The organism is Alkalibacterium sp. 20, from assembly GCF_001885615.1.
Taxonomy (GTDB): Bacteria; Bacillota; Bacilli; order Lactobacillales; family Carnobacteriaceae_A; genus Alkalibacterium.
In genome coordinates this window covers 1-25,455 of sequence record NZ_LSRN01000035.1, presented here as the reverse complement: position 1 = coordinate 25,455, position 25,455 = coordinate 1, and the positions used below count along the sequence as shown (strand labels likewise).

22 protein-coding genes are annotated in these 25,455 nt (G+C 38.3%); all 22 read left to right on the top strand.

Annotation, left to right across the window (positions count from 1 at the left end; translation table 11 throughout):
- Window positions 1–281: 281 nt before the first annotated feature.
- Window positions 282–1,061, top strand: a complete 780-nt coding sequence (locus AX762_RS07095) for an inositol monophosphatase family protein (protein ID WP_071848456.1) — start codon at window positions 282–284, stop codon at window positions 1,059–1,061.
- Between the two features lie 197 nt (window positions 1,062–1,258).
- The gene (gene typA / locus AX762_RS07090; RefSeq protein ID WP_071848455.1) at window positions 1,259–3,088 is read left to right on the top strand and encodes a translational GTPase TypA; all 1,830 of its coding nucleotides are present in this window, start codon (window positions 1,259–1,261) and stop codon (window positions 3,086–3,088) included.
- 113 nt (window positions 3,089–3,201) lie between these two features.
- Entirely contained in the window at window positions 3,202–3,477 is a 276-nt protein-coding gene (locus AX762_RS07085; RefSeq protein ID WP_071848454.1) for a DUF1507 family protein, read from the top strand.
- Window positions 3,478–3,549: 72 nt separating this feature from the next.
- Complete coding sequence (locus AX762_RS07080) at window positions 3,550–3,858, top strand: YlbG family protein (protein ID WP_071848453.1); 309 nt, start codon at window positions 3,550–3,552, stop codon at window positions 3,856–3,858.
- A 19-nt stretch (window positions 3,859–3,877) separates the two neighbouring features.
- Complete coding sequence (rsmD, locus tag AX762_RS07075) at window positions 3,878–4,438, top strand: 16S rRNA (guanine(966)-N(2))-methyltransferase RsmD (RefSeq protein WP_071848452.1); 561 nt, start codon at window positions 3,878–3,880, stop codon at window positions 4,436–4,438.
- Window positions 4,435–4,932 carry a pantetheine-phosphate adenylyltransferase gene (coaD, locus tag AX762_RS07070; RefSeq protein WP_071848451.1) on the top strand — a complete coding sequence of 166 codons (498 nt, stop codon included), beginning with the start codon at window positions 4,435–4,437 and terminating at the stop codon, window positions 4,930–4,932. The genes rsmD and coaD overlap by 4 nt, the downstream gene beginning before the upstream one ends.
- Complete coding sequence (locus AX762_RS07065) at window positions 4,932–5,966, top strand: SepM family pheromone-processing serine protease (protein WP_071848450.1); 1,035 nt, start codon at window positions 4,932–4,934, stop codon at window positions 5,964–5,966. Before coaD ends, AX762_RS07065 begins: the two co-directional genes overlap by 1 nt.
- A gap of 120 nt (window positions 5,967–6,086) precedes the next feature.
- Window positions 6,087–6,743, top strand: coding sequence for a helix-hairpin-helix domain-containing protein (locus AX762_RS07060; protein ID WP_071848449.1), 657 nt, complete (start codon window positions 6,087–6,089; stop codon window positions 6,741–6,743).
- A 122-nt stretch (window positions 6,744–6,865) separates the two neighbouring features.
- A complete protein-coding gene (locus tag AX762_RS07055) occupies window positions 6,866–9,220 on the top strand; it encodes a DNA internalization-related competence protein ComEC/Rec2 (RefSeq protein ID WP_083432861.1) in 2,355 nt (784 codons plus the stop codon).
- 1 nt (window position 9,221) lies between these two features.
- On the top strand, window positions 9,222–10,253 hold the full coding sequence (gene holA / locus AX762_RS07050) for a DNA polymerase III subunit delta (protein WP_071848447.1): 1,032 nt from the start codon (window positions 9,222–9,224) through the stop codon (window positions 10,251–10,253).
- Window positions 10,254–10,410: 157 nt separating this feature from the next.
- The gene (gene rpsT, locus AX762_RS07045) at window positions 10,411–10,665 is read left to right on the top strand and encodes a 30S ribosomal protein S20 (RefSeq protein ID WP_071848446.1); all 255 of its coding nucleotides are present in this window, start codon (window positions 10,411–10,413) and stop codon (window positions 10,663–10,665) included.
- 92 nt (window positions 10,666–10,757) lie between these two features.
- Window positions 10,758–12,743: an excinuclease ABC subunit UvrB gene (gene uvrB / locus AX762_RS07040; protein WP_071848445.1), complete on the top strand. Its 1,986-nt coding sequence runs from the start codon at window positions 10,758–10,760 to the stop codon at window positions 12,741–12,743.
- Between the two features lie 327 nt (window positions 12,744–13,070).
- Window positions 13,071–13,613, top strand: coding sequence for a bifunctional pyr operon transcriptional regulator/uracil phosphoribosyltransferase PyrR (pyrR, locus tag AX762_RS07035; protein ID WP_071848444.1), 543 nt, complete (start codon window positions 13,071–13,073; stop codon window positions 13,611–13,613).
- 251 nt (window positions 13,614–13,864) lie between these two features.
- Window positions 13,865–14,785 (top strand): aspartate carbamoyltransferase catalytic subunit, encoded by a 921-nt coding sequence (locus AX762_RS07030; RefSeq protein WP_071848443.1) that lies wholly within the window; start codon window positions 13,865–13,867, stop codon window positions 14,783–14,785.
- 14 nt (window positions 14,786–14,799) lie between these two features.
- Window positions 14,800–16,083, top strand: coding sequence for a dihydroorotase (locus AX762_RS07025; protein WP_071848442.1), 1,284 nt, complete (start codon window positions 14,800–14,802; stop codon window positions 16,081–16,083).
- A complete protein-coding gene (locus AX762_RS07020) occupies window positions 16,080–17,171 on the top strand; it encodes a carbamoyl phosphate synthase small subunit (RefSeq protein WP_071848441.1) in 1,092 nt (363 codons plus the stop codon). Before AX762_RS07025 ends, AX762_RS07020 begins: the two co-directional genes overlap by 4 nt.
- Window positions 17,164–20,343: a carbamoyl-phosphate synthase large subunit gene (gene carB, locus AX762_RS07015; protein WP_071848440.1), complete on the top strand. Its 3,180-nt coding sequence runs from the start codon at window positions 17,164–17,166 to the stop codon at window positions 20,341–20,343. The genes AX762_RS07020 and carB overlap by 8 nt, the downstream gene beginning before the upstream one ends.
- Before the next feature lie 33 nt (window positions 20,344–20,376).
- Window positions 20,377–21,303: a dihydroorotate dehydrogenase gene (locus tag AX762_RS07010; RefSeq protein WP_071848439.1), complete on the top strand. Its 927-nt coding sequence runs from the start codon at window positions 20,377–20,379 to the stop codon at window positions 21,301–21,303.
- Complete coding sequence (gene pyrF, locus AX762_RS07005) at window positions 21,296–22,018, top strand: orotidine-5'-phosphate decarboxylase (protein WP_071848438.1); 723 nt, start codon at window positions 21,296–21,298, stop codon at window positions 22,016–22,018. The genes AX762_RS07010 and pyrF overlap by 8 nt, the downstream gene beginning before the upstream one ends.
- The gene (gene pyrE, locus AX762_RS07000; protein ID WP_071848437.1) at window positions 22,015–22,641 is read left to right on the top strand and encodes an orotate phosphoribosyltransferase; all 627 of its coding nucleotides are present in this window, start codon (window positions 22,015–22,017) and stop codon (window positions 22,639–22,641) included. Before pyrF ends, pyrE begins: the two co-directional genes overlap by 4 nt.
- Window positions 22,642–22,781: 140 nt before the next feature.
- Complete coding sequence (gene rpsO / locus AX762_RS06995; RefSeq protein WP_071848436.1) at window positions 22,782–23,051, top strand: 30S ribosomal protein S15; 270 nt, start codon at window positions 22,782–22,784, stop codon at window positions 23,049–23,051.
- Window positions 23,052–23,276: 225 nt separating this feature from the next.
- Window positions 23,277–25,400: a polyribonucleotide nucleotidyltransferase gene (gene pnp, locus AX762_RS06990; RefSeq protein WP_071848435.1), complete on the top strand. Its 2,124-nt coding sequence runs from the start codon at window positions 23,277–23,279 to the stop codon at window positions 25,398–25,400.
- Window positions 25,401–25,455 lie beyond the last annotated feature (55 nt).

Here is a 25,455-nt window from a genome sequence, read left to right as displayed (position 1 = left end):
CAATGGATGAATGACTACCCACGGAAAATACTCGGTTATCAAACGCCTCATAGGTGTTTTGCCAATGCTCTCCGCTCTTTGTCCCAAGTGGCCTAAGCGCGATAGTGCTTAACGAATAACTATGACCGTTTACGTTAATCAATTAAAGAACTACTATTTTAAGCAAAGATACATTTGGTAAACTAGGTGGCTAACTTAAACTTGAAATTTACATTTGTTTTTGCTTTTTACTGCTTGCTCATTTAAACTTAAGGTAAAGAAGCATGGAATGAGGAAGTGTTATGCCAGAAAATTTTAAGAGTAGAGATAAAATTATAAAAGAATGGATCAATGAGATAGGTAGAGTTGTTTTAGCTAATATAGATTCTCAACTTGAAATTGAACAAAAAACGACGCCTAATGATTTAGTTACTAATATGGATAAATGGATAGAGAAAGAACTCGTCAAAAATATCCGAACTGTTTTTCCCTCCGATCGTATTCTAGGAGAAGAAGGTTTTGGAGATAGTATCGAAGATATGAAAGGAACTGTTTGGTTTGTTGACCCCATAGATGGCACATTGAATTTTATTTTACAAAATGAAAACTTTGCTTTAATGTTAGCTGTATACGAAGATGGAATCGCAGTGCAAAGCTATATTTACGTTGTCACTCTTGATAGATTGTATTCCGCAATCAAAGGCGAAGGGGTAAGTTGCGACGGGCAACAATTGCCAGAACCCCGTGATTCAGCATTAAATGAAGGCATGTTAGCTACTAACTCTAGTATTATGATTGAAGAGAAATATGATCATATAAGAAAGATAGCCAAAGCGAGTTTAGGATTGAGGTTGATCGGCTCTGCTGGACTTGAAAGTGTAGAAGTTGCTAAAGGAAGTATTGTTGCTTATATTGCGACAAATTTAAAGCCTTGGGATGTGGCTCCTGGTCTTTTATTCATGGAAGAACTTGGACTAAAAGCAACCCAATTCAATAATGAACCATTAAATTTACTTGAAAATAACAACATTATTTTTGCAACCAAGAAAGCGCATCAGGAAATTATTAAGCTTTTAAATTAAATTCAGAGTATTAGCTTGTAATTTAACAAGTTTTACTGTTATAATATCTGGGGCAACAATATAGGATATTTGGAGAGCATTTATTCTTGAGTGTGAATCTATCAAGAATAAGTGTTCTTTATAATGAACATAAGCGAAAGCATTATGAAGTGATCAATAATAAACTAGATTCAGGGTAAGGAATTCGGAGGAATATTATGAAAAGAAGAGACGATATAAGAAACATTGCAATAATAGCTCACGTTGACCACGGTAAAACAACGTTAGTAGATGAACTTTTAAAACAGTCAGACACTTTAGCTGCACATAGTGATTTGAGTGAAAGAGCTATGGACTCTAACGATCTTGAAAAAGAACGCGGAATCACAATTTTAGCAAAAAATACAGCGGTTAGATATAATGACCATCACATTAACATCTTGGATACTCCTGGACATGCTGACTTCGGTGGCGAAGTTGAACGAATCATGAAAATGGTAGATGGTGTAATTCTTGTTGTAGATGCTTATGAAGGGACGATGCCTCAAACGCGTTTTGTTCTTAAAAAAGCATTGGAAATGAAATTGAGACCAATTGTTGTCGTTAATAAAATTGATAAAGATACTGCTCGTCCAGCAGAAGTTGTTGATGAAGTTGTTGATTTGCTGATAGAATTGGATGCAGATGAAGATCAATTAGATTTTCCAGTAATATATGCATCAGCCATTAACGGAACAAGTAGTCTTTCACCTGAGCTTGAAGATCAGGAAAATACTATGAAACCTGTTTTTGAAAGTATATTAAAAGAAGTTCCAGCGCCCATTGATAACAGTGACGAACCTTTGCAATTCCAAGTATCATTACTCGATTATAATGATTATGTCGGAAGAATTGGTATCGGACGAGTATTCAGAGGCAAAATTAAAGTTGGAGACAATGTAACTTTAAGTAAATTAGACGGTTCAACGAAAGATTTCCGTGTAACGAAACTAAATGGTTTCTTTGGTCTTGATCGTCTAGAAATTCAAGAAGCCAAAGCCGGCGATTTAATTGCTGTTTCAGGTTTTGAAGATATTTTTGTAGGAGAAACAGTAACACCAGCTGATCATGTTGATCCGTTACCAGTTTTACACATCGATGAGCCAACTTTACAAATGACTTTCTTAGTTAACAACTCTCCTTTTGCGGGTAGAGAAGGAAAATGGGTCACGTCTAGAAAAATCGAAGAACGCTTGATGATGCAATTACAGACAGACGTATCACTTCGGGTAGAACCTACTGCTTCTCCTGACGCTTGGATTGTTTCAGGACGTGGCGAACTTCATTTATCTATCTTGATAGAAAACATGCGTCGAGAAGGATACGAAATACAAGTATCTCGACCAGAAGTTATTATTAAAGAAATAGATGGACGTAAGTGTGAGCCTTTTGAACGTGTTCAAATCGACACACCAGAAGAATATATGGGCTCAGTAATCGAGAATTTAAGTGAAAGAAAAGCAGAAATGCAAGACATGATTCATACAGGAAATGGCCAGGTACGCATGATTTTCTTGGCACCTGCTCGTGGATTGATTGGGTTTACAAATGATTTCTTATCTATTACGCGTGGTTATGGTATCTTGAACCATACGTTCGATCAGTACTTGCCACTCTTATCAGGGAAAACTGGGGAACGTCGTTATGGTGCCTTAGTGTCAATGGAAAATGGAGTAGCCACAACATACGGCATCATGAACATCGAAGACCGTGGTGTTATCTTTGTTGAGCCGGGTACAGAAGTTTATAATGGTATGATTGTTGGTCAAAATAACAGAGATAGCGATATAGCTGTTAACTTGACTAGAGAAAAACAAAAAACAAATGTGCGTTCAGCAAATAAAGACCAGACGAATGTTATCAAACGTCCTCGTAAATTAACACTCGAAGAATCACTTGAATTCTTAGCTGATGATGAGTATTGTGAAGTAACTCCAGAGTCTATTCGCTTGAGAAAGAAAATTCTTAATAAAAACGAACGAGAAAAAGCATCAAAACGTTCACTTTAATAATTAAATGAGAATAAAAGCGCAACTCATTTCTTTTATATTTCCAAATTTGTAGAGTTATGATATACTTGTAAAAAGAAAGCTATGGGAATAGTTTAAGGAAGGATATGCTTATGGATCAATTACAGATTGCTCTTGCTAAAGATGTTTTAAATGAAGATGCTAGACAAATAGCTTCTTTGATTGAAAATCAGCAACATTTATGTATGTCTTGTCCAGCTTTTGAAGAAGTTATCGATACTCAAATGTTTGGTTTTTCAAAAAAAATCGAGTTTGCCATTGCTATGGATATGATTGGTGAAGAAGAAGGGCATTTGATGTTGAGTTCATTAGAAAAACATTTAAATGATTTATACACAGATGCTTTTAATTCCAATAAAAATGATTAAATATTTTAAAAGTCCCTCTCGTGTAGAGGGACTTTTTTGGTATAATGAATAAAATTGAAGAAGGTGAATGGATTGGATGAAGAGAAAAGTTCAAGAGTCGGATTAGTTGTATGGTTGTATACTACGAAATATGTCAATAAATTAAAACGTTATGGCTTAGTGCACTACGTTTCCAAAAACATGAATTATGCAATTATTTATGTCAACCGGGAAGAAAAAGAAGCTATTACAAATACGATCGCCAAGCAACACTTCGTAAGAAAAGTAGAAGATTCATATCGGTGTGAGATTCCTAAAACATTTGATGGCATACTAGATGAAGTTGTTGCGTTGTCAAAAAAAGATGAAGAGGATAGTCTGTTGAATAGTATCGTTAATTAATCGTAAAGGATGTACTCGAATGAGAATAGTATCAGGAGAATATGGTGGAAGAAAATTAAGAGCTGTAAGTGGTGACAATACACGTCCGACATCAGATAAAGTTAAAGAAGCATTATTTCATATGATTGGCCCTTACTTTGATGGTGGACATGTATTGGATTTATATGCCGGCAGTGGAGCTTTAGGTATCGAGGCCGTTTCCAGAGGGATGGATAAAGCCTATTTAGTCGATAATAATGCTTTAGCCATCAAAACAATCGAAGAAAACATAAGTATCACCAAAGAACCCGAAAAATTTGTTGTTTATAAAAAGAATGATTTTCAAGCCATTGAGCATTTACATCAAATCAAGGAATCGTTTGATTTAGTTTTTCTCGATCCGCCCTATGCTAAACAAGAATTGGAGTTAATTATAAAAAAGCTTATAGATAATGATTTGTTTAATGATAAAGCCATCATTGTTTGTGAAACTGATAAAGATGTTTCCTTGGAGATTAATGAACATTATTTAAGACTTATTAAAAATAAGTTTTTTGGAAAAACCAGAGTATCATTGTATGAATGGGTGAAGGACTTATGAAAAAAGCGCTCTATGTAGGCAGTTTTGATCCTTTGACTTACGGTCATTTAAACATTTTAGAAAGAGCTGCACGATTGGTGGATGAGCTGATCATTGTAGTAAGTGCAAGTACTGCGAAAAATTATTTATTTACCACCGAAGAACGGGTTCAAATGATTGAAGCCGTATTAGGAGAAAAAGAATTAACGAATTGTCAGATCATCGCCTACGATGGATTAACTGTCACTCTAGCGAAAGAAAAGGATGCAAATATACTCATTCGAGGCATCCGTTCTGTCAAAGACTTTGAATATGAAAGAGATATTTCTGACCTGAATGCAATGCAGGATAAATCAATTGAAACGGTTTGCCTAATTTCTGACGCGAAGTACCAGTCTATCAGTTCTACTATGGTTAAAGAAATTACTCATTACGGAGGTACGATAGACGGTTTAGTGCCTCAACTTGTGGGGGAGAAATTGAGAAACGCCTTATTGAAGGTAGATGAGGAATAATGAATGAAAAAAGATTCGCTTTGAAAATATTGATTATAGGGCTGATCGTTTATCTATTGTTTTTTTTGCAGATCCCTTATTATGTTGAAAGACCGGGCAGTGCAGTCGTTATTAACGATAGAGTAGAGGTAGATGGACAAATGGATGAATCGGATAGTCAGTATATGTTGACGACAGTCGAGATATTTAAAGCTACACCATTTTCATCGTTTTTTCAATTTTTACCTTATCATTCAGGTGTGAGCGAGATTGATTTGCTTGGGAATTATGAGGATTACAGCGCTTATAGAACCCTGCAAAGGTATTACATGGATTATTCGATTCATACTGCTAAAGCCGCAGCATTTAATGAAGCTGACTTCCCCTATGACATTAACTATGAAGGGGTCTATGTGATGTCCGTTTCAGAAGAGTCGAATTTTTTTGAAGATCTTACAATGGGTGACAGCATCTCAAAAATCGATGAGAAATCATTCGACAATACAGATGAGTTCATAGACTATATAGCAAGTAAGTCTATAGGAGATACAGTTACGCTCTCTTTAGAAAGAGATGAGGAATCGTTAGATGTCAGTGGCGAACTAATATTGATTGAAGAAACAGGGAACCCTGGTATTGGTATTACCTTAGTTACTCAATCTTCCGTTACCACATCGCCTGAAGTAACCATTGATGCGGGTAACATTGGTGGCCCCTCTGCAGGTCTTATGTTCTCATTACAAGTATACAAAATGCTGATGGAAGACTTTGATAGCACTTTAGAAGTAGCAGGAACAGGAACCATTGCTGAAAATGGAGAAGTTGGTCGTATCGGCGGTATCGATAAAAAAGTGGTTGCAGCTGACAGGGAAGGTGCTTCTGTTTTTTTTGCACCGGATGATGTGATTTCAAGTCAGGCTCTTGAAGAAAATCCTGACTTGAAATCGAATTATGAAATAGCCACTGAGACTGCAGAAGCGATTAATTCGGATATGCAAATTGTGCCAGTGCAACACATTAAAGATGCTATTGATTATTTAAATACTTTTGACTGAATTGAATAATAGGAAGCTATGCTTATTTAAATGAGCATAGCTTTTTTTTGCTAATTTTTTTAAGTGAGTTTTTTTTTAATTGGTCAATATAATAGATAACCCGATTAAAGGAGGCATCTTATGGAGATTCTGACCAAAATAAAAAATTTTAAAAAAGTGAGCTGGGGTTTAGTAATACTATGTGCTTTAAGTGTTATCATCTTGGTCGTATTGATCAATCATACTGAGGATAACGCTGAGGATAGTAACGCTGTGACTTTGGATACGCTACTTTCCGAAAGTTCTATATCCGATGCCGAGCAAGAGGTTGAGGGCACGAACGAAAGGATAGGTGAAGAACGAGATCTTAATGTTGTAGTAGATGTAAAAGGAGCAGTTAATAATCCTGGTGTTTTTTCACTTGATGCGAACCAACGTGTGATAGATGCGATTGATGCAGCGGACGGGTTGGCTGAAAAAGCTGACACAAAGTACATTAATTTTGCCCAGTTGCTAGAAGACGAGATGTACATATATATTCCTGTAGAAGGTGAAGAAATAATTGGAATCGAAAAAAGCTTGGAGGGTGCTCATGCAAAAGATGCCAAGATAAACATTAATGATGCAAACGAACAGATACTAACACAGTTAAATGGAATTGGACCGAGCAAAGCAAACGATATTATTGAATATAGAGAAAAGAATGGACCTTTTGAATCTATTGATGAAATAACAAAAGTATCTGGCATAGGAGAAAAAACGTACGAGAAAATCTCGGAATATATAGAAGCTAAGTAGGGTTGAGTGAAGGCTATTAAATGAGTTTAATTAGGAGTTTTTCAAATGAATGACGCGTCTGCTATCAAGGGAGAAATAAGTCTTGGCAGTCTTATTTATGCGAAGAAAAAATTGAATGTCTGATGATAGGAAATATAGTGTATGCGGCTTTAGTATTATTGGTTAGTGCTATTACTATGACTACCGGTTTTTCGTTTCTAACGCTATCAATGTTTACTTTAGTTTTTATACGAGTCATCTTGTTGAAAAATCAGCGACTATTATTTTGTTCTATATTGATGGGCATGTTACTTTATGCGAGGGTGACCTATATGAATCCGATCGAGGTAACCCTCTCAAGTTTTGATAATGTCAGGGTCAATATTGATGTCAAAGAAACCAGTTTAAATATTGATGGAGATAAATTAACCTTTGAAGGATCGATAAAGGAAAATGGAAGAAAGGACAAAGTGATAGTCAGTTATTATATTAAAAATGAAAATGAAAAAGAAGAATTAAGAAATTCTAATCCAAAAAGTTTTTTAGTGGAAGGAACTTATTCCGAACCAAACGAACCGACTAATTTTCATCAATTCAACTATAAAAAGTATTTGAAAAACAAACAAATCTATTATGTATTAACTGCTTCGACTTTAGAAGTTGTGGAGCAGAATAGATTCAATCAATTTCATGTTTATAGTGTGGATTCGTTTAGACAGAAAATCCTGATACATGTAGACCAGACGATGACTAAGCGCACAGCCATCTACACCAAGATACTCTTATTTGCTGATAAACGCTCTTTTTCAACTGATGTTATGCGGACGTTTAAAGAATTGGGGATCGTACATTTATTGAGCATTTCAGGCTTACACGTGGTACTTGTCGTTGAGATGATCAAAAAAACGTGTCGCAGATTAAAAATAAGCACTGAAGCCACAAGCACATACTTGCTTTTATTTTTACCTTTGTATGGTTTTACTACGGGTTTTGGTGTAAGTGTTTTTAGAGCGATTGGACAAACGTGGCTTAAGTTAATAAGTGAAAAAATAAACGTGCCATTTACTACCTTGGATTGCTGGTCGCTTATGTTGATCAGTATCCTATTTGTTCAGCCTTATAGTATTTACACTGTAGGTTTTCAGTTAAGCTATTTAATAAGTTTTATTATTATTATGTTCATACAGCAGTCGTTTTTTAAACAGTGGTCAAAGATCAGAGCATATATAGGCTTAAATTTAAGTATATTGATTTGTTCCATTCCTGTTTTAACCTACCACTTTTATGAATTTTCGTGGGGCGTACTTATTTTAAACAGTCTTTTCATCCCTTTTATTGCGACTGTATTATTACCGATGATAATAGTGAACTTTCTTCTCTCTCTTTTTATACCAACTTCTAGCCTGTTTAGCTACAGCCTGCGAGTATTGGACAAGATGATCGTAATTATGGAAGAATTAGGCGATGGGATAGCCTCGAATGTTTCTTTTACTATTATTACAGGAAGGTTATCCCAAATAAGTTACTTATTGCTGCTAGGTTTCCTTGTCATGCTGCTTTTGTTGATTGAAAAAAACAACAATAAGACGTTCATTATTGTACCGCTAGTGGGTATCATAATGTGTGTGTATTCCGTTCGCTATACTCCTTACGGGCAAGTGTTAATGATCGATGTGAATCAGGGAGAAGCGATATTGATCAGGGAACCCTGGGGAAAAGGGAATTATCTCATCGATACGGGAGGTCAGAATGAATTTACAGTTGAAGAATGGAAAAAGAGAGAAAAAGTTTTTAGCGTAGGAGAAAATATCATGTTGCCGGTGCTGAAATCAGAAGGCGTGCATAAACTTGACTCTATTATAATCACACATCCAGACATTGATCATTACGGTGCACTGCTTGATATTATTAGTCAAATAAAAACTAAGCAGGTTGTTTCTGCAAAAGCCACTTTTTTACAAGCAAATTTTCAGACGTTGTTTCCTTCTATAGAGAAATATGGCACAATAATTAAAGAGGTAAATGAAGGAGGGAGCGAAAATCTCCCTGCCAACACGGTGGCAATCCTTTCAAAAGATACATTTGCAGGAACAAATAAAAATAACAGTTCTTTGGTTGTGTTAGGATCAATAGGGAACAAAACATGGCTATTTACAGGAGATCTTGAAGCTGATGGAGAGAGAGAATTACTCGCGAAGTATCCTAACCTAGCTGTTGATGTGCTAAAGGTAGGCCATCATGGCAGTCAAACGTCGACACATGCAGAATTTTTAAAACAGCTGAATCCTGAAGTAGCATGGATTTCTTGTGGAGAAAACAATAGATACGGCCATCCGCATGAGAGTGTTATCGAAAAGATAACAGAATTGGATGCGATGATTTATAGAACGGATCATGATGGGGCCATCAGGTATAAATTTACTGATCGTTTACGTAGTGATCATTTTGATAAGCGCTTGTTTTCTTTTGAACCGAAAAAAGAACGAATAGGAGAATGAGATGAAATCTGTATTAAAACAAATTGATGAAATCAATAAAGAGAAGTTAAAAGCTGTCTATGCGATTATTGGTACTGAAAGCATACTTATAGAAGAAGTGACCAACGCTTTAACAAAAACAATAAAGAACAAACAAAAAGATGAAATGAACATTTTGCATTTTGATTTAAATGAGACTAGCATAGATGATGTCGTTTTTGAAGCAGAAAGTTTCCCGTTTTTTGGAGGGCAGAAATTAATATTTGTTCATTCCAGTCATATTTTTACTGGAAAAAAGATTTCATCAAATATAAAGCATACCCCAACGTTACTCGAGAGTTATCTGAACAATCCTTCTGATTTCTCGATTCTTGTGTTTATTGCACCCTATGATAAATTGGACAAGAGGAAAAAGGTGACAAAAGCGTTATTAAAGCTTTCAGAAGTCATCGATGTTACACCAGCTACGGAAAAAGAGACGGTAGATTATTTGAGAATGTATCTTAAAGAAAAGGATTTTAAAATCTCCAAAGAATCTTTTGAGCGTTTACTGCAATTAACCGATAGGAATTTATCCAAGGCAAAGAATGAGTTAGAGAAATTAATGGTCTATCATGTTGAAGACAAAGTGATTACTATTGAATCAATAAATAAACTTGTTTCAAAATCCCTGGAACAAAATATTTTTGAGTTGAATGAAAAAGTATTGAAAAAGAATGTTAAAGAGTCGATCGAACTGTATCAGGATTTGCTGCATCAAAAAGAAGATCCAATCAAAATACTCGCTTTGATGATCGGCCAGTTCAGATTGTTGCTCCAAGTGAAAATTCTAAGGAAAAAAGGGTATCAGCAGGCGGATATTGCTAGTATCTTGAAAATCCATCCTTATCGTGTTAAATTGGCTTTACAAATGGAAAAATCATTCAAACAGGAGGCATTATCCCAGGCTCATCATTACTTGATTACTGCTGATTATGAAATTAAGAGTGGAAAAGTAAATCCGGAAATGCAAATCGAGCTCTTTATCTGGAAGTTTTCATCAATGAACGAGTGAAGATAAAAAGAAAAAAAGTTTTCATTGAAAATATAAGTGATGTGATGTAAAATGGGGAATGTTGAATAAACAAATTCACATGGTCTAAATAATGCTGTTTTATTACAGTATCCATTTAAATCCAACTATATGTTTATTAATTAAGGAGTGTTTTACAATGCCAAATATGGAACAAGCTGAAAAACGTCAAAGACAAGACGTGAAAAAGAAAGCAAACAATGTGAGCCAAGCTACATCAATGAAAACAGCTAAGAAGAAATTCTTAGAAGCTGCAAACAGTGATGCAGATAACGCACAAGACTTATATGTTAAAGCTGTAAAAGCAATTGATAAAGCTTCATCAAAAGGTCTGATTCACGAAAATAAAGCTGCTCGTGACAAGTCACGCTTAAGCAAAAAAGTAGCTAAATAATTTAAGAGTATTCTCATAAGACATAAGTCTTTGAGAATACTTTTTTTATGATAAACTTGTTAGCGAACAGTTTTATGTAAAGGAGTGTTATCATGGCCGAACAAAAATTCAATTTGAAATCGCTTTTCGAGCCCAGTGGAGATCAGCCTGAAGCGATCAAGCGGTTGGTACAGGGAATTAACGACAATCAAAAAGAACAGGTTCTTTTAGGCGCAACCGGGACAGGAAAGACTTTTACGATGTCCAATGTTATTCAACAGGTAAATAAACCGACATTGGTCATGGCGCACAATAAAACATTAGCTGGTCAACTATATACTGAGTTTAAAGAGTTCTTTCCAGATAATGCAGTAGAATATTTTGTGAGTTATTATGACTATTATCAACCAGAAGCATATGTTCCTTCCACTGATACCTTTATTGAAAAAGATGCTAGCGTAAATGATGAAATTGATAAACTGAGACACTCAGCCACCAGCTCATTGCTTGAAAGACGTGATGTTATTGTGGTGTCTTCTGTTTCTTGTATCTATGGATTAGTTAATCCTGAAGATTATAGAGAGCATGTCTTATCTTTACGTTCCGGGATGGAAATCAGCAGAGAAGCAATCTTGCGTCGACTTGTTGATATGCAATTTGAACGTAATGACATTGACTTTCAACGTGGACGATTCAGAGTGCGTGGGGATGTCGTTGAAATTTTTCTAGCTTCAAGAGAAAGTGAAGCGATCAGAGTCGAATTCTTTGGAGATGAAATAGATCGAATCAGAGAAGTAGATGTCTTGACTGGTGAAGTTAAAGCCGATCTGGCTCATGCGGCTATATTTCCCGCCACTCACTTTGTTTCAAACGATGAGCAGACGCGTTCAGCTATCGATTCCATTCAGGCAGAATTAAAAGATAGGCTCGAAGAACTGCATAAAGAGAATAAATTACTGGAAGCACAGCGACTCGAACAGCGTACGAACTATGACATTGAGATGATGATGGAAATGGGATACTGTTCGGGTATCGAGAATTATTCCAGACATCTAGACGGACGAAAACCAGGTGAATCGCCTTATACGTTATTGGACTTCTTCCCCAAAGATTCACTGTTTATTATCGACGAATCTCATATGACCATGCCACAGATAAGAGGTATGTATAAAGGGGACAGAGCACGTAAGCAGCAACTGATCGATCACGGGTTCAGATTACCTAGTGCACTCGACAACCGTCCGCTCCGTCTAGAGGAATTTGAAGAAAGAGTGCCACAAATCAATTATATTTCAGCGACCCCGGCAGAATATGAAATGAGCCGGTCAAGCCAAATCGTTGAACAAATTATTCGCCCCACCGGTTTACTAGATCCTATTATTGAAGTAAGACCGATCAAAGGGCAGATAGATGATATCATCGAAGAAATCAATAAACGGATCGAAAAAAACGAACGGGTCTTTATTACAACGTTAACTAAGAAAATGTCGGAAGATTTAACGGATTACCTTAAAGAAGTCGGCATAAAAGTACAGTACCTTCACAGTGATATAAAAACATTGGAACGGACCAAAATCATCAGGGAGCTTAGAATAGGCAAGTATGATGTATTGATAGGAATCAACTTGCTGCGAGAAGGGTTAGATGTTCCCGAAGTCTCATTAGTCACGATTCTTGATGCTGACAAGGAAGGGTTCCTCAGAAGTGCCCGGGCGCTGATCCAAACAATGGGACGCGTGGCCCGAAATGAAAATGGGCGTGTCATTATGTATGCGGACCGTATTACCGATTCTATGCGAAAGGCGATAGATGAGACCGAGAGACGTCGTGCCGTTCAAGAAGAATACAATGAGAAGCATGGTATTACACCGAAAACGATCAAGAAAGAAGTGAGAGATCTTATCAAGATCTCTACGTCAATTGATGAAGATGAGCAGGGCTTGTCTGAAGAAACAATTAAAAACTTATCGCGAAGAGAACGAAAAGAACTCATTGAAACAATGGAACTGGAAATGAAAGAAGCTGCTAAAGAGCTAAATTTTGAAAAAGCAGCCGATTTAAGAGACATTGTAATGGAACTGAAAACTAAATATTTGTAATTTTGTTGGAATGGATTGACTTTTCAGACTGAAACCTTTAGAGTTAGACCAATTGAATAGTAATCCTTTAAAAATAGTCCAGAGAGGCTAAGAAGGAGCAGCAGGTTCTTTATACGTACCCGTGAGTACTGATAAAGTCCCTTTGAATAGGTGAACTTTAATTTATTGACCTTTTCATACCTAATAGAAATATTTGGGAGCACTCTTATCTTAACTGGATAAGAGTGCTTTTTTTATTGGAGTCTATTCAAGATTTGACTACAGTGAATTAATTATTGCTAAGAAAAAAAGACCACTCACTGATCATAACTAGCAGGAGGATAAATAATGCAGAAACTGTCTAAAGTTGAAGTAGTCAATGGTGTAGCTATGGAACGAGCATTGATCCGAATAACTTATGAAATAATCGAAAAGAACAAAGGCATTGAAAACCTTGTTCTTACCGGAATAAAGACAAGAGGTGTATATCTTGCTCACCGCATAGCCGATAGAATAAAACGACTTGAAGGCGAAACAATCGAGGTGTTGGAATTAGATGTGTCCTACTATCGAGACGATAACGAAGGGAGAAATGCCGAAAAGCAGACTGTTTCCGCTGATAATAAAACGATAAAAGGCAGGAAAGTTGTTATTGTAGACGATGTACTTTTTACTGGCCGGACCATACGAGCAGCGCTGGATGCCGTTATAGATCTGGGAAGACCTGACAAAATCTATCTAGCTGTTCTAATTGATCGCGGGAATAGAGAATTACCCATACGAGCAGATTTTGTGGGTAAAAACATTCCAACTTCTCGAGAAGAAGCCATTCAGGTCTCCTTAAAAGAGATCGATGAAACGGATCAGGTGAATATCTTGAAAAATATATAAATGTAAATAATTGTGAACTTTAAAGGTGTCCGGTGAGACACGAAAGGTCGCAGGAATAAACAAAAGAGGTAGAAAAGTGTACAAAGCTTTAAGGTAGATATGCATCTATTTTAAAACAGTAAACACAATTCTGAACCGTTTTTTGTGGAATCCTTTAGACCTAGTGCCGTTATGGCGCCGGGTCTTTTTTTTCAGACAAGTAGCTGTTGATTATACTTTTTTATCGGAAGAGATTTTAAGGGAGGATTCTTATGACTAAATTAAAAGCAAAACATATGCGTCATTTTGTATCATTGGAACAGTATGACAATGAGGAAATCATAGATATGATCGAATCAGCAATAGAGTTTAAGAGACAGACTAAATTCCCAACCTACACTGAGAATTATGCGATAAATTGTTTTTTTGAACAGAGTACCCGTACACATAAAAGCTTCGAGATGGCAGAACGCAAGATGGGGATGCAGGTGCTTGATTTTCAACCTTCAATGAGCAGTGTTCAGAAAGGAGAAAGTCTCTATGATACGGTCCTGACACTTCAGGCAATTGGAGTGGACATCGTCGTCATCCGTCATAGTGAAGAAGCCTATTATACTAAACTGATCGAGAGTGACAGTATAAAGTGTTCGATCATCAACGGTGGGGACGGCGCCGGGCAGCATCCAAGTCAATCTTTACTTGACTTGATGACGATCTATGAAGAATATGGATCATTTAAAAACCTTAAAGTAGCAATATCAGGGGATTTAACACATTCAAGGGTCGCAAAAAGTAATATGCAGATACTTAAACGTTTGGGAGCTACGCTTTATTTCACAGGTCCTCAGGAATGGTATGAACCTTCTTTTGAAGAATACGGAACATTCACAACGATCGATAAGCTGATCGATAAAGTGGATGTCATGATGCTGCTGCGTGTTCAGCATGAAAGACATCAAGAAACTGATTTAAGATTTTCTGAAAATACCTACTTGCAAAAATATGGCATCACGTTTGAAAGAGAGTCCAGAATGAAAGAATCAGCCATTATTATGCATCCTGCCCCAGTTAATCGAGGGGTTGAAATTGAAGACAGTCTGGTTGAGTGTGAGCGTTCTAGAATTGTCAGACAGATGGAAAACGGAGTTTATGCAAGAATAGCAATTATCGACTCGGTCCTTAAGCATAGATAAAGGGAGGAATGATCATGTCACTATTAATTAAAAATGCAGCTATCATTAAGAATGACAGTCAGACTCATTTAGTCGATATTTATATAGCTGATAAAAAAATTAATATAATTGGACAAAGTTTAAACCACCCTGCTGATATTACAATTGATGCTAGAGGCAGACTGGTGACGCCAGGACTTATAGATGTTCATGTTCACCTGAGAGAGCCGGGATATGAATACAAAGAAACTATAAAAACGGGAACTAGAGCAGCTGCACGAGGGGGATTTACGACGATCTGCGCAATGCCGAATGTTGATCCTGAACCTGATACGGTTGAAAACCTGGAAAGAATACTGGAGATCATTGCTCGAGATGCATGTGTGAAAGTAGAACAGTATGTGCCTATTACGAAGGGGTTAACATCAGAAAAACTGACTGATCAGAAAGAAATGCTAAAAGCTGGAGCGTTTGCTTTTACTAATGATGGAGTAGGCGTTCAAACGGCGGGAACAATGTACGAAGCAATGAAAGAAGCAGCAATGAATGGAACGACGATCGTGGCTCACACAGAAGATGATTCTCTCTTATTTGGAGGGGGTGTGATGCATGAAGGGACAAGGAACAAAGAGTTGGGTTTACAGGGAATGCTTCAGCTGACCGAATCCACGCAAATTGCAAGAGATGTATTACTCGCGGAAGAGACGGGCGCACACTATCATGTCTGTCATGTTTCAGCTAAAGAGAGCGTAAGAGTGATAAGAGAGGCCAAACGGGCAGGCATCCACGTCACAGCAGAAGTAACCCCTCATCATTTGCTGCTCTGTGAAAATGATATCCCAGGTGATACGAGTCAGTACAAAATGAATCCGCCGCTTAGAGGCAAAGAAGATCAGCTAGCCTTGCTTGAGGGGTTACTTGATGGGACTATCGATATGATTGCAACAGATCATGCGCCTCACAGTGACGAAGAAAAAAATGGTTCAATGATCGGTTCTCCATTCGGCATCGTTGGAAGCGAAACAGCTTTCTCACTGCTCTATAACTATCTAGTGAAGACAGGTAAGATGACGCTCAAGAATCTAGTAGACTGCTTAACTGTCATGCCCTCACAAGTATTTGATTTTGATACAGGTGTGATCGAAGTAGGCGCACCGGCAGACTTGGCCTGTTTCGATTTAGATAATGAAACAGTGATCAGGAAAGAAGATTTTCAGTCCAAGGCGTCCAATACACCATTTATAGGATGGGAAGTAAATGGGTCGACAGCATTCACAATTGTGGATGGCCAAGTGGCTTATGAGGAGGGGATCCAATGAAGAAAAGACTACTGGTGTTGGAAGACGGAACAGTGTTCAGAGGATATGGGTTTGGTTCAGGAAAAGAGACCATTGGAGAGGTCGTTTTTAATACAGGCATGACAGGGTATCAGGAATCTATTACAGACCAGTCCTATAATGGCCAATTACTGACGTTTACTTATCCCCTGATTGGAAACGCAGGAATCAATCGGGACGATTACGAATCGATCGTTCCTACTACTAAAGCAGTGATAGTTAAAGAATATGCCAGAAGACCTTCTAACTGGAGAAGCCAGATGAACTTAGATGAATTTTTAAAAGAAAAAGATATCCCTGGTCTTATGGGCGTTGATACCAGAAGACTTACAAGAGTGATTCGCGAACAGGGTGCAATGAAAGCTGTTTTGACAGATGATACACGAGAGATCAATGAAATTATACAGCAGTTATCCCAAACGAAGCTTCCCAGAAACCAGGTCGAACAAGTTTCGACAACAAGTCCTTATGTGAGTCCTCAGACAGGACGAAAGGTCGTCGTAATAGATTACGGATTAAAGCACAGTATTTTACATGAGTTAAATAAACGTGAGTGTCATGTAACTGTACTCCCGCATGATACAAATGCTGAAACAGTATTAAATTTAAATCCTGATGGTGTCATGCTGACCAATGGACCTGGCGACCCGAAAGATTTGCCTTATGCCCATGAAATGATAAAGCAGCTGCAGAAACACGTTCCGATTTTCGGTATTTGTTTGGGGCATCAGCTGATTGCCTTAGCAAATGGTGCAGAGACTTTTAAAATGAATTTTGGACATAGAGGGTTCAATCATCCAGTCAGAGAAATCGTAACTGGAAAGATAGATTTTACATCTCAAAACCATGGCTACGCAGTTTCTAAAGAATCGATCAACAAAGAAAACCTAATGGTCACACACTTGGAAATAAACGATGGGACAGTCGAAGGATTAAGACATCGACTTTACCCGGTTTTCAGTGTCCAGTATCACCCTGATGCAGCACCTGGACCACATGATGGAGCGGGGCTGTTCGATCAGTTCACTGAATTAATGGACGCATGGAAGGTGGAAAAAAAAGATGCCTAAAAGAGCAGATATTAGAAAAATTTTAGTTATCGGTTCCGGCCCGATCGTTATTGGACAGGCAGCTGAGTTTGATTACGCGGGCACTCAGGCCTGCTTAGCTTTAAGAGAAGAAGGGTACTCCGTTGTTCTGATCAACTCTAACCCGGCTACTATCATGACGGATAAAGAAATCGCGGATAAAGTTTATATAGAACCGCTGACATTGGAATTTGTTTCCAAAATATTACGCAAAGAGCGACCCGATGCAATCTTGCCAACTTTGGGAGGACAGACGGGGTTAAATATGGCTATTCAGCTGGATACAGCCGGTATCCTTGAAGAGTTGGATATCGAACTGCTCGGGACCAAGTTATCTGCTATTAATCAAGCTGAAGATCGTGATCAGTTTCGTAACCTGATGCGTGAGCTGAATGAACCTGTTCCAGACAGTGAAATCGTCCATACGATAGAAGAGGCAGTCGCTTTTGCGGATGAAATAGGCTACCCGCTGATCGTTCGTCCGGCATTTACAATGGGCGGAACAGGTGGAGGCTTATGCGATAATGAGACTGAATTGAGGGAAATCGTAGCGAACGGAATAAGTTTATCACCTTTGAGTCAATGTCTGGTTGAAAGAAGTATAGCTGGATACAAAGAAATTGAGTATGAAGTCATGAGAGACCATCATGATAATGCGATGGTCGTATGTAATATGGAAAATATAGATCCTGTTGGCATTCATACAGGAGACTCGATCGTCATAGCACCCAGTCAGACATTAACAGATAAAGAATATCAGCTATTAAGAGATGTCTCATTGAAAATTATTCGAGCGTTGAAAATAGAGGGTGGATGTAATGTACAGTTAGCATTGGATCCGCATAGCTTCAACTATTTTATCATCGAAGTAAATCCACGAGTGAGCCGCTCTTCGGCGTTGGCGAGTAAAGCGACAGGGTATCCTATTGCCAAACTTGCGGCAAAAATAGCAGTTGGTTTGACCCTGGATGAAATGAAAAATCCTGTGACACAGACAACTTACGCTCAGTTTGAACCGGCTCTCGATTATGTGGTTGCCAAGATACCCAGGTGGCCATTTGATAAATTTGAAACAGGAGACCGAACACTGACTACTCAAATGAAAGCAACGGGAGAAGTAATGGCTATCGGTCGCAGCATTGAAGAAAGTCTGTTGAAGGCTGTCCGTTCATTAGAAATTGGAGTCAGTCACATTGAACTGGATAGTTTGAAATCAGTGACCGATGACCAGTTGATCGCCAAAACGGTCAAAGCCCAGGATGACCGCTTGTTTTATCTTGTTGAAGCTATTCGCAGGAAGTTTCCTATAGAAGAACTAGCACAATTAACAAAAATCGATCTGTTTTTTTTAGATAAGCTCCTGCACATTGTTGAAATTGAGGACATGCTGGAAAATAATAAAGGCGATTTAGAACAGCTGTTGTATGCGAAGCAATTTGGATTTTCTGACAAAGCTATTGCTAACTTATGGCAAAAAACAGAACAGGACATCAGTGAGTTGAGAGAAGAACATGGGATACAACCAGTATTCAAGACAGTCGATACGTGTGCGGCTGAGTTTGACTCTGCTACACCTTATTTCTACAGTACGTATGAAGAGGAACAGGAAAGTGTTGTGACGGAAAAAGAATCCATACTGGTATTAGGATCTGGTCCGATAAGAATCGGACAGGGCATTGAATTTGATTATGCAACGGTGCATTCCATCAAAGCGATTCAGGAAGCCGGGTATGAGGCGATCATCATGAACAATAACCCTGAAACGGTCTCGACCGATTTTTCAATCTCAGACAAACTATACTTTGAACCGTTAACTCTAGAAGATGTCATGAATGTCATAAAACTCGAGAAACCCAAAGGTGTCATTGTTCAGTTTGGAGGCCAGACAGCCATCAACCTTGCTGAACCACTGGAAAAATTGGGAGTGACTATTTTAGGTACAGCCGTTGAGGATTTAGATAGAGCAGAGAACCGAAATGCTTTTGAAAAAGCATTGAAAGAAATGGCTATACTTCAACCAGAAGGAAGTACGGCAACGACCGATACACAAGCACTAACTATCGCTGAAGAGATAGGATATCCGGTACTTGTTCGACCAAGCTATGTCTTAGGCGGCAGAGGAATGAAAATCGTGTATAATCCTTTAGACCTGTCAAAATATATGAACGAAGCTGTGAAAATTTCTTCAGAGCATCCCGTATTGATCGATCGTTACCTAATCGGGTGTGAAGTAGAAGTAGATGCCATCTGTGATGGGGAAAATGTTATGATACCCGGCATTATGGAACACATTGAACGGTCCGGTGTACACTCTGGGGATTCTATGGCTGTTTACCCACCGCAGCATCTGTCTCAAAAAACCATCCAGACTATAGTAGAGTACACGCAAAAACTAAGTATTGGTCTTAAATGCTTGGGATTGATGAATGTTCAGTTCGTTGTACATGACGAAACAGTTTATGTCATCGAAGTGAATCCGCGCGCGAGCCGCACATTGCCTTTTTTGAGTAAAGTAACAAATATCCCGATGGCAAAAGTCGCCACAAAAGCCATATTAGGATCCTCTATCATTGAACAGGGATACGAACCCGGATTATGCAGCACACCAAATCTCGTACATGTCAAAGCGCCCGTGTTCAGTTTCTCTAAACTCCTTAAAGTGGATGCTTCACTTGGACCTGAGATGAAATCAACTGGGGAAGTGATGGGGAGCGATAAAACATTAGAAAAAGCTCTTTATAAAGCCTTTGAAGCGAGCGATATGCATTTGCCGGATCACGGGAAAGTACTATTCACTGTTTCTAATGAGGACAAAGAAGAAGCCGTAGATTTAGCCAGACGATTCTATGAAATCGGATATCTGATTTTAGCCACACAGGGTACGGCGAAAACTCTCAGAGAATCAGACATCCCGGTAAAATTGATTCATAAAAAAAGTGAAGACAAAGAAGAAACTATCCTGGAAAACATCTTGTCGGACCAAGTGGATCTCGTAGTCAACACAATGGGGAAAAATATCGACGCCGTACAAGATGGCTTTTCCATACGAAAAGCGTCGATTGAAAAAGGTGTGCCGCTGATGACCTCACTGGACACTGTTTCAGCTATTATAAGCGTATTGGAATCCAGAACATTTTTAACTGCTGCTTTATAAACTGTCTTTAATAAATTTGATGGAGGAGTCTCAATGACTAATATAAGTGTATCTTTACCAGGTCTGTCAATGGAAAATCCGATCATGCCGGCCAGTGGCACTTTCGGCTTCGGAGACATGTATCATGATCTGTATGATTATAATAATTTAGGAGCTATTGTACTGAAATCAACGACCATACAAGCGAGAATAGGCAATAAAGACCCGAAGTTTCATCCTTTAAATAATGGTACTCTTAACTCGGTGGGACTTAAAAACCCCGGAGTAGATGTTGTTGTCGCTGAAAAAATTCCCAGCTTAGCGAGATTCTCAACGCCCGTTATTGGTAGTGTGGCTGGAGAAACAGAAGACGAATTTGTTGAAGTGGCTAAAAGACTGAACCAATCCGATATAATCAGTGCGATAGAGTTGAATGTTTCGTGTCCCAATGTAAAAGAAGGGGGCTTGACCTTTGGAGTGGATCCAAAAATTGTGGAACGTATCACTAGAAAAGTGAAACAGGCAGTCACAATACCTGTTTATGTCAAACTGACCCCCAATGTGACAGATATAGTAGAGATCGCAAAAGCAGCAGAAGCCGGTGGAGCGGATGGACTAAGTTTGATCAACACAGTGTTGAGTATGAATTTTGATGTGACAACCAGAAAACCGGTCTTAGGAAATACAATGGGTGGACTGTCGGGAGAAGGGATCTTCCCTATTGCCGTTCGCATGATCTATCAAGTCTCTCATGCAGTAAGTATTCCAATCATTGGAATGGGAGGCGTTCAGAATACAGACGACGTCATTCAAATGTTTTTGGCAGGAGCATCTGCGGTAGCTATCGGAACGGCAACCTATAAAAATCCGGTCGTAATGAATGAAATTATCGCTCAGTTACCTAAACGAATGAAAGAACTGGGGATCGATTCTCTCGAAGGATTGATTCAAGAAGTGAAAGAAGGAAGACTCAATGGATAATAAACCGATCATAGCTTTAGATTTTTCCACTGAAAAAGAAGTCTCACGATTTTTAAGTGTATTTCCAGAGCAGCAGTTGAATTTGAAAGTTGGAATGGAACTCTTCTATCAGCAGGGCCCTTCTATAATCTACTCGTTAAAAGAAGCTGGGCACGATGTGTTTTTAGATATCAAACTGCATGATATCCCGACTACTGTTAGGAAAGCCATGAAGGGCATTGCCCGTTTAGGAGTAGACATGATCAATGTGCATGCTGCCGGAGGAAAAAAGATGATGGAAGAAGCTAGAGAAGGTTTAGAGATAGGCACATCTGCTAACGAACGGAGACCTTTACTTCTTGCAGTTACACAATTGACCTCTACTTCAGAAGAAGCGCTCAGAGAGGAACAACGTTGTGAATACAATATGGAACAAAGCGTGCTTCATTATGCCGGGTTAGCCCATGACAGTCAGGCAGATGGTGTGGTATGCTCTGCTCATGAGGCAGGTATCATAAAGAAAAGACTGGGAGATGAATTTTTGCGGGTAACACCCGGAATTCGTTTGAATACTGAAATGAGAGATGACCAGCAGCGTGTTGCCACACCTGCAATGGCACGGGAACTTGGAGCCACTCATATCGTAGTAGGACGAACCGTGACGCAATCTTTAAATCCCGTTGACTCATACTTAGAAGTTTTACGTCAGTGGAAAGGGGAACAACCAATAATATGATCAGTAAAGAGACTATACCAGAAGAATTGTTAAGAATTGGTGCTGTCAATGTAAGGCCTAAACAACCTTATACATGGACCAGCGGATTGAAAAGTCCCATCTATTGTGACAATCGATTAACAATGAGTTATCCAGTGGTGAGAGAGCAGATTGTGACAGCTCTTGTAGAGTTGATAATGAAATACTATCCGGAAGTTGAAGTGATAGCCGGAACAGCAACAGCAGGGATCCCACATGCGGCCTGGGTTGCCGATAGATTGACGCTTCCTATGGTCTATATTCGCGGTGAAGCAAAAAAACATGGTACAGGAAAGCAGATTGAAGGAACCTTTAAATCGGGAGCAAAGCTTGTAGTCATCGAGGATTTGATTTCTACTGGGCAAAGTGTAATAGATGCAGTAAATGTCGCAAAAAGTCAAGGCGCAGAGGTTCTTGGAGTGGCTGCTATTTTTACGTATGAACTTTCTTTAGGCAAGAGTGCCTTCGATGATCTGAATATTGAAAATCATTCAGTTACAGATTATACAAGTCTCGTCCAAGCTGCGTTCCGTACCGGTGTTATTGAACAGGATGACTTGGAAGCTTTAGAGAAATGGAATAAGAACCCTGAAACTTGGTCATGATACTTGATTTTTATTTATAAATCATGTAGTATTTGTACAGTGTTAAAAGTAATTTTTACACAAAGACCTTTGCTTGGTTTGCCGTATCACCAACGCTTACTCAGTAACAGGATTCATATTATGGAAAGAGGTGGAAAAAAATGGCAATTTCACAAGAAAAGAAAACAGAAATCATCAATGAATATGCTCGTCACGAAGGAGATACTGGTTCTCCGGAAGTACAAATCGCAGTTTTAACTGCTGATATTAATGAATTGAATGAACATGCAAAAACACATAAAAAAGACTTTCATTCAATGCGTGGACTAATGAAAAAAATTGGTCACCGTCGTAACTTGTTAGCTTATTTGCGTAACAAAGATATTACACGTTACCGTGAATTAATCAAGAGACTTGGTTTACGTCGTTAATCGATTACTTAAACAGAGTAGCCTCAGCATCTTTTCAGATGTAAGATAACTGTGTTTAATTATTATGATAAATACAAAGCGAGATTCCAAGGAATCTCGCTTTATTTATAAAAAAAAACAGGACGCCTATCATTCTACTATACAAACGTGATTAGTCTGACTCATTGGAACAATGACGTTTGTTTAGTAGGTATGGCTTCCTGTCAAAATGAAGGAGATAAATGAATGAGTGATAAAAAAGTTTTTACAACTGAAATAGGTGGACGCAAGTTAACTGTCGAAGTCGGACAAATGGCTAAACAAGCCAATGGCGCAGTTCTCGTTCGTTATGAAGATACTGTCGTTTTAACTGCGGCGGTAGCAAGCAAAAAAGCCAGCACACTACCTTTCTTCCCATTAATGGTGAACTATGAAGAAAAAATGTACTCTGTAGGCAAAATACCTGGCGGATTTATTAAACGTGAAGGAAGACCGTCTGATAATGCGACATTAACTGCCCGTCTTATTGACAGACCGATTCGACCAATGTTTGCAGAAGGTTTCCGTAATGAAGTTCAGATCATGAATACGGTAATGTCTGTAAATCCAGATAATTCACCAGAAATGTCTGCGATGTTTGGTTCTTCAATTGCATTATGTGTTTCTGATATTCCATTCAATGGTCCTATTGCAGGAGTGAATGTTGGGCGCATTGACGGTGAATTAGTTATCAATCCATCTGAAGAAGAAATGAATCGATCCGATATTCAGCTAACAGTTGCAGGAACGAAACTTGCCATTAATATGGTTGAAAGTGGAGCAAATCAAGTAGCTGAAGAAGATATGCTCGAAGCCTTGCTTTTTGGACACGAAGCTATTAAAGATTTAGTTGCTTTCCAAGAAGAAATTGTTGAGTCAGTAGGAAAAGAGAAGATGGACGTTACTTTACTTCTTCCCGAAAAAGAACTGGAAAATGAAGTTGTTGCAGCGTTTAAAGATCAGATGAAAGAAGCAATTCAAACTTTTGATAAACAAGAACGTGCTGAAAAGACAGCGCTACTTAAAAAATCTATTATTGAAAAATACGAAGATGAGTACATGGATGCACCAAATCACTCTTCTGTGATTAAAGATGTTAAATCGATTTTAGAAGGTATGGAGAAAGACGAAGTTCGTCGTTTAATTATTGAAGAGAACACACGCCCGGATGGTCGTAAAGTGGATGAAATCAGAGCCCTTGATTCTGAAGTGACTATTTTACCGCGTGTTCACGGTTCTGGACTATTCACTCGTGGAGAAACACAGGCTTTGTCTGTGGCTACACTGGCACCTTTGAATGAACTGCAGCACATTAACGGATTAAGCAGCGAAGATAGCAAACGGTTCATGCATCAATATAATTTCCCTAATTATTCTGTTGGAGAAACTGGACCTGTTAGAGGGCCGGGCCGTCGTGAAATAGGTCACGGTGCTTTAGGTGAACGTGCGTTACTGCCTGTTATTCCTAACGAAGAAGATTTCCCGTATACGATTCGCTTAGTTGCTGAAGTTTTAGAGTCAAATGGTTCTTCATCACAAGCAAGTATCTGTGCAGGAACACTCGCGTTAATGGATGCTGGTGTACCGATCAAAGCACCTGTTGGTGGAATTGCTATGGGGCTTGTAATGCAAGGCGACAATTATACTGTCTTAACCGATATTCAAGGACTTGAAGACCACTTAGGAGATATGGACTTTAAAGTTGCAGGGACACGTAAAGGTATTACTGCTTTACAAATGGATATCAAAATTGAAGGTATTACTAAAGAAATTCTTGAAGAAGCTTTAGTTCAAGCTAAAAAAGCGAGATTTGAAATTCTTGATAATCTAGAAGCTACTCTTGAACAGCCACGTCAAGAATTGAGTCATTACGCACCTAAAATCGAATCAATTAAAATCAAGCCTGCTCAAATCAAAGTTGTTATAGGTAAAGGTGGGGAAACCATCAACAGCATTATCGATGAAACGAATGTTAAAATCGATATTGATGATGAAGGTAATGTTTCAATATATGGTCAAGATGCAGACGCAATTCAACGTGCGATTAAAATAATCGAAGAGTTGACTGAAGAAGTTGTAGTTGGCAAAATATATACAGGCACAATTAAACGAATCGAGAACTTTGGTGCTTTCGTCGAAATAATCAAAGGAACAGATGGCTTAGTACATGTATCAGAATTATCTGATTCATACATTAAAAATGTAGCTGATGAATTTTCTGTTGGAGATAAATTTGAAGTTAAAGTTACTGAAGTTGATAGTAGAGGTAGAGTAAACTTATCTCGAAAAGCCGTATTAGCAGAAAAAGAAGTAGAAAAAAAAGCAGAATAAGTTGATTTTAATATAATTCTATAGAAAGCGTGTATGCTCATATAATATAATGAGC